At 66.9% G+C, this 5,965-nt stretch carries 6 protein-coding genes; 3 read left to right on the top strand and 3 right to left on the bottom strand.

Going from position 1 to position 5,965, the window contains the following annotated elements; genetic code table 11:
* Positions 1 to 16: 16 nt before the first annotated feature.
* The 3 genes from AB0H50_RS22845 to AB0H50_RS22835 form a co-directional block, all read right to left on the bottom strand.
* A complete protein-coding gene (locus tag AB0H50_RS22845; RefSeq protein WP_357455988.1) occupies positions 17 to 511 on the bottom strand; it encodes a YbaB/EbfC family nucleoid-associated protein in 495 nt (164 codons plus the stop codon).
* A 76-nt stretch (positions 512 to 587) separates the two neighbouring features.
* Positions 588 to 905 (bottom strand): hypothetical protein, encoded by a 318-nt coding sequence (locus tag AB0H50_RS22840; protein WP_357455985.1) that lies wholly within the window; start codon positions 903 to 905, stop codon positions 588 to 590.
* A 188-nt stretch (positions 906 to 1,093) separates the two neighbouring features.
* A complete protein-coding gene (locus AB0H50_RS22835) occupies positions 1,094 to 2,692 on the bottom strand; it encodes a hypothetical protein (protein WP_357455983.1) in 1,599 nt (532 codons plus the stop codon).
* Between the two features lie 405 nt (positions 2,693 to 3,097).
* Between AB0H50_RS22835 and AB0H50_RS22830 the strand changes: the two genes are divergently transcribed.
* The 3 genes from AB0H50_RS22830 to AB0H50_RS22820 all read left to right on the top strand — a co-directional run bounded on the left by AB0H50_RS22830 (position 3,098) and on the right by AB0H50_RS22820 (position 5,918).
* Positions 3,098 to 3,772, top strand: coding sequence for a response regulator transcription factor (locus AB0H50_RS22830; protein ID WP_357455980.1), 675 nt, complete (start codon positions 3,098 to 3,100; stop codon positions 3,770 to 3,772).
* A gap of 57 nt (positions 3,773 to 3,829) precedes the next feature.
* Positions 3,830 to 4,261, top strand: a complete 432-nt coding sequence (gene dtd, locus AB0H50_RS22825; protein ID WP_357455977.1) for a D-aminoacyl-tRNA deacylase — start codon at positions 3,830 to 3,832, stop codon at positions 4,259 to 4,261.
* Between the two features lie 151 nt (positions 4,262 to 4,412).
* Positions 4,413 to 5,918 (top strand): hypothetical protein, encoded by a 1,506-nt coding sequence (locus tag AB0H50_RS22820; protein WP_357455974.1) that lies wholly within the window; start codon positions 4,413 to 4,415, stop codon positions 5,916 to 5,918.
* Positions 5,919 to 5,965: the final 47 nt, after the last annotated feature.

Here is a 5,965-nt window from a genome sequence, read left to right as displayed (position 1 = left end):
CTAAACCGCGCGCACGTCACCAAACCGAGTCGGTGACGCCCTTTCCGGTTTCGGGCTTGTCCTCGAGGGTCTCCACATCGGTGAACACCAGTTCCGCGTCCTCGCGCTCGGCGTCACCCGGCGGCGCGACGGAAACCGGCGGCTCCATGGGGATCTCGCGCTGGAAGTCGGGCATTCCTGGGATCACGTCGGAGAGCTTGGGCAGCCGCGCCCGCTCCTCCGCCAAGGGCGCCATGACTTGCTTGCTCTGATCGAACACATCCTCGGCGGCCTGCTGGGCCAGCCGAGTGATGGTTTTGGCGATGTCCTGGTAGCTGTATTCGTCGATGCCGCTGCCGAATTTGGTTTGGATGATCACCCCGTTGGCGTTCACCGTCACCGAGATCTGCCGGTCCCTGGTGCTCGCAGTGGCGGTGAGCTTGACCCGCTGCTGCTGCATCTCGGCGATCTCGCGGATGCGGCTGCGGAATTGATCCATCACATCGGCGATCTCGGCATCGCGTCTGGACATCTAGTTCTCACCCACTTCACAAACTGTCATGGCGGTCCGAGTGGACCGCCCGCCAACTATCAGCAACCGGTCCGGCTCAGATGTTCTCGAACTGCTCTCGTCGCTTCTGCTCCTCGAGTTCGGCGTTCTTCGCCGCCTTGAACTGGCCATCGGAGAGCTTGCCCCAGGATTCGGCCATGGTCCGTGTGCCCTCGACAGCGCCCTCGAGCTGGTATTTGAGACCCTTCGGGTCATCCATGAACTTCTTGCCGAAGACCGGGTCGGAGCTGATGATCGAGATCAGAGAATCCAGCTGCTCCTGCACTTGATCAGCGATGTTGTTCATGTGGTCGCGCACCTTGCCGGTGTCGATGCCCGCGATGCGCTGCTTTTCCACAAAACTCTCGACGTCCACCGGGCACCTCTCATCTCACAAGGCTCGTACCAGCCGAAAAGCGGCTGGTACGCGAAGCTTTCCGACCATTCTGGCACCTCGGCCGACGTTGCGGGCCGATTCACCGGGCCTAGAAGCTAAAGAACCCGTAAGGAATTCGCCATCGATCCGTTCCCTGATGTTAACCCGCATTGGGCGGGCAAGCAGGGTCAGGCGTCGACCATCCCGTTGCGCTCCTGGAAGCGCTGCTCGAACTCCGCGATGTAGCGCGAGGGCGCGATCGAGGACGAGGACTGCTCCAGCACACCGTCATCGGCGATGTAGAACAGCGCACGGCCGATGGCGATCTCACCCGGCGCGGTCGGCACGTAGACCATCCAGCCGCAGCTGATGCGGTCGGCGCGCAGCTGATCCAGCGGATAGCCGGTGGTGTCGAGATCGCGGTCGAGGATGTAGCGGCGCACCTGATCGATGGCCTCGTCCTCGGGCATCGGATCCGGCAGCGTGGTGGCCACGCCGGCCATGGTGAGCTGGTAGAAGGCGCTGTCGATATCGTAGCCACCCTCGTCACCGAAGACGCTGAGCAGCGTATCCCTGGTCACCACACCGGCTTCCGCCGCCGAGACCAGCGTGGCCACGGCGGCGACCTGGCCGTCGGTGGGTTCGGCGGCGATCAGGCCGACGATCACGTTGGTCACCGTCTGCGCGGTCCAGATACCGGGCACGGCCTCGGCGAGCTGATCGGCCCCCGGCGACTCGGCGCGGTACCAGCGACCGCCCTCCCACCAATAGCAGAACGACAGCAAACCGCTGGCGGCTCGAGGATTCAGCACCGGGTTCGCCACCCAGGCCGGAGCACCGGCGTAGTACGCGGGCAGCTGCGCACTCTGGTTGTACGCCGCGTCCAACGCGGGCGCGTTCCAGACACCACCGGAGAGCACGGCCCGGCCACCGGGCAGCATGTACAGCGTCGAGCCGCCCCGCTTGGCGCCTTCGAACCAGCCCAGCGCGGGCAGAATACGCGGCCCCCACTCGGAACCGACGGCGACGAACGTGGCCGCCAACACCGCCCAGCGGGCCCACAGCGTGGGCAGCGCCGGGAAATCGCGCTCCGAGAGCGTCCCGCGCACACCGGCTTCCCGATCCGCGCGCGCCCAGGCGGCAGCCTCGGCCGGGGTGCGGGACTGGCGGTTGCCGTGACTCACGTACGCGGCCAGCCACACCGGCAGCCGGTCCCGCGGATTGGCTTCCAGGTCGGCCTGATACACCTCGGCCGGGAACAGGTGATCGTCCGGGAACGGCTCGTCACCGTAGTCGTAGTCGATATCCAGCTGACCGGCCGGCGTCAGCTGCAACAGCAGCCGCCACCACGGGCCGTCGCCCATGGCGGCGGACACCTCGCGGTGCCTGCGCACCAGCTCCAGCACCGCCTCCGACGGCTGGATGCGGACCGAACGCTCCTGATCGTCACTGAACACGATCTGCGCGACCTCGGCGACCGCGGTGAAAGCGAACACCGCGTCCAGCTTGGACCAGCCCTGCGGGCCGCCGGTGGCCAGTTCGCGGGCCAGATTGTGGCCGATCTCGCGGGCCTGCTCGGCCAAGTCTACGGTTTCGGGCTCCGGCTCCGGCTCGGAATCACCCAGCGAGAACTCCACATCGGGTTCGTCGCTGCTCTCCTCGAACGCCTGCTGGAACTCCTGGCGGAACTCTTCGTCGGCGCGCTGCTCGGGTGTGAGATTCGGCTGCTGATCGCCGGGGACCTGGTTGTCGCGGGCCTCGTCGTTCGGGCCTTCTTGGCTGGTCACGATGCAGCTATCTCCTCATCCACGCACCCGTAACCGGAATCCCGACGGGGCGTCCGGTGACAAGTTAGAGCCGACTTGCTGTCCTTCATCCTGGCACAGGATGTCGAGAAGCCGACCCGGCAAGCCGAAACCCTCACCCCTCAGTAGAACTTGTGGACCCGCCGTGGCGGACCTCGTCCGGCCTTCGTAGGGCAGGACGAGGCCGCGGTGCTGCTGGCGGACCGGGGTGCTGGTCATCGGCTCCTTCGAAGGAAGCAGCTGGGAAGGAATTCTCTCGCACCCGGCAGTTTTCGTCTCGCTCATGAGCGGTGACTTCCCTAAGAACATGTCAAGGTCTCGAGTCCGCCGGTCCCCCACCACTCAATACTCCTGCGGACGGAACCTTCGATTTGCGAGGATCTATGCGTGAGACTTGCGATAGTCGAAGATGACCCCGGGGTCGGCGACGCCCTGGTCGCGGCGCTGCGCGCCAAGGACTATCAGGCCGACCATCTGCGGCGCGGCGCCGACCTGCTGCTCACCCACGACCTCTACGACGCCGTCATCCTGGACCTCGGCTTGCCCGATATGGACGGCCTGGAGGTATTGCGCAAACTCCGCGAGGTCAGCTCGGTGCCGGTGCTGATCCTCACAGCGCGCAGCGGCGAACGCGCCGTCATCCGCGGTCTCCGCGCCGGAGCCGATGACTACCTGACGAAGCCGCCGCGCGTCGGCGAGCTGGTGGCGCGCCTGGAAACCGTCACCCGGCGCACCGGTACCCCCACGGCCCCCGCTCAGCCGGTGGTGGTGACCGGCGACGTCCGCGTCGACCTGCAAGCCCGCACCGTCGAGGTCGCGGGCACCCCGATCACGCTCACCCACAAGGAATTCGAACTGGTGCGCATCCTCGTGGAACGCCCGGGCTCCGCCGTCAGCCGCCAGCAACTCATGGACCGCATCTGGGGCGACGCCTTCGCCGCCATCTCCCGCGCCCTCGACGTCCACATGGCCGCGCTGCGCGCCAAACTCCAGCGTCCCCACCTCATCACCACCATCCGCGGCTACGGGTATCGATGGGAAACAGAGTCCCCTGGTCTCTGACGGCTGCAATCCACCGGGGTGATCCGCGCCGACCGTCGCGAATGACATGATCACCGCATGCGAGTAATGGTCCAGCGCGTGACCTCCGCCCGGGTGACAGTCGACGGCGAGATCGTCGGCGAGATCAGCCCGAACCCGCAGGGCCTTGTCGCCTTGGTCGGCGTCACCCACACCGATACCGAGGTGACGGCGAAGACGCTGGCGGACAAGCTGTGGCGGCTGCGCATCCTCGACGACGAGCGCTCCGCGGCCGATCTGAACGCGCCGATTCTGGTGATCAGTCAGTTCACCCTCTACGCGGATACGACCAAGGGGCGCAGGCCGTCCTGGTCGGCGGCCGCGCCGGGGCCGGTCGCCGAGCCACTTGTCGAGGTTTTCGTACAGGCCTTGCGCGCACTGGGCGCGACCGTGGCGACCGGCCGTTTCGGCGCACACATGCACATCGAGCTCACCAACGACGGCCCCGTCACGCTGCTGTTGGACGCGTGAGCACGGGGTTCGCGCCGAATTAGCTGGTAGCTAGCAGCCGGCCCGATCGTTCCTGGGCGACGGCACCCGATTTGTGGCAGACTCTCCGCGAGAACAGACGCGGCCGAAGGAACGACCGTCTGTGAAAGGTGATGCGGGAGTTGGGGTCGCGATGGATCTGAGTGCTATCGAACGACAGGTAGCGGTCGATCGCAGTGCGGCCCGAGACCGAACGGTCGATTCCGAGCTCCGATTGGCCACCTCGCTCTCCGAGCTGGCCAAGGCGCTGATCGCTACCCGAAACGATCCCACCGCCCGCCGGGACCGGACCGTGGAGGCTCCGGCGCCTGCTCAGGAAGCGGTCGGCATCCGGCTGCACTGGCTGGCCGCGGGCATGGTCGAGGCGCGGTTCGCCGGTGAATTGCAAGAGGCACTGCGCGTCTTCGAGCAGGTGACGCGGGCCGCAGGCGGACGCGAACTGGCCACTAGCACCATCCGCGGCGCCTGCGCCACGTATCGCCAAGTGGCGCAGACCCATCCGCACGTGGCGGGCATGTGCGCGGACGGACTCGGCAAGTGCGGCGTGTGGCTGGGCAGGCTGGACCAGGACGCGGCCGTCGCCGCCGTCGAGGACGCCGCCAGGATCCGTGCCGAGCTGGCCGCCACCAATCCCGACCTGGCGGGCAAGTACCTGGCCAGTCTGAGCACGTTGCTGCGCACCTTGATGGTCGGCCGCTCGCGCAAGCAGGCGCTGGCGATGTATCGCGAGCGGTATGCCGCGTTCACCTCGACGAGCATGTCGATCCGTTTGCGCGCGTGCGGGATTCGCGATCTCGATCTCACGCCCAAGTCCTATAACGCGCTGGTCGAACTGGAGTGCCGCACCCTCGAACAAGCGGGACGGCTGACCCAGCAGCAGATCGTCCGCAAGTCCTCCGGCGACCTGTCCACGGTGGAGGAGATCAACTGGCGCTTGGCGCTGGTCGGCCTGCGCCCGCTCGCGCCGGGCGAGGACCCGGAGCCGCCGTCGACGCCGGTAGAGATCGGCCCAACCTTCGGCGCCCTCGGCGTGCGCTGTCCGGACCGGGACGCCATGACGCAACTGCGCGCCGCCATCATCGCGGCCTACGCCGACGACGACATCCAGCTCGTCGACAGCGCCACCTACCTCAGTGCCGACGACGAGGACTGGGTGATCGGCGAGGCCGAGTTCAACACCGCGACCACTCTCGGCGACGACGTGGTGCTGATCGAGATGTCCTACGGCGGCTGGGTGAACGTGATGAGCCTGAACTGGGAACTCGCTCCCGTGGGCAGACATCCACTGGCACTGCGGCTTTCCCAGCGCTGGCCGGTGGTGAGCGTGACGGCCACCGCGAACATGTCCTACGAGCTGTGCCGGTACGAGCACGGCAAGGCGACGCAGTACGCCGCGCTCGGCCGCCCGGCCGGGCCTGCGTCGCTCGACGAACCGCTCGCGCCCTTGGACTTCGGCGTACTGGCCGCCTACGGCGCTTCACACGCCACCGAGAACAAGGTGCGCTCGGCGTTCGGCAATACTCAGTCCTTCGCGAACCTGACCTACTTGCCCGGCGCGGGCATCCGCCAGCTGCGCAAGTCGATAGCGCTCATCGACCACGATCACGTGCTGTTCTTCCGCAAGACCGGCCAGAGCTGAATCATCCTCCACCCCAGTATGTTCGGTGATGCCGTCGGCTGCTCGCC

It is taken from the genome of Nocardia sp. NPDC050793, assembly GCF_040654065.1.
Taxonomy (GTDB): domain Bacteria; phylum Actinomycetota; class Actinomycetes; order Mycobacteriales; family Mycobacteriaceae; genus Nocardia.
This window is presented reverse-complemented; position numbering and strand designations above follow the sequence as displayed.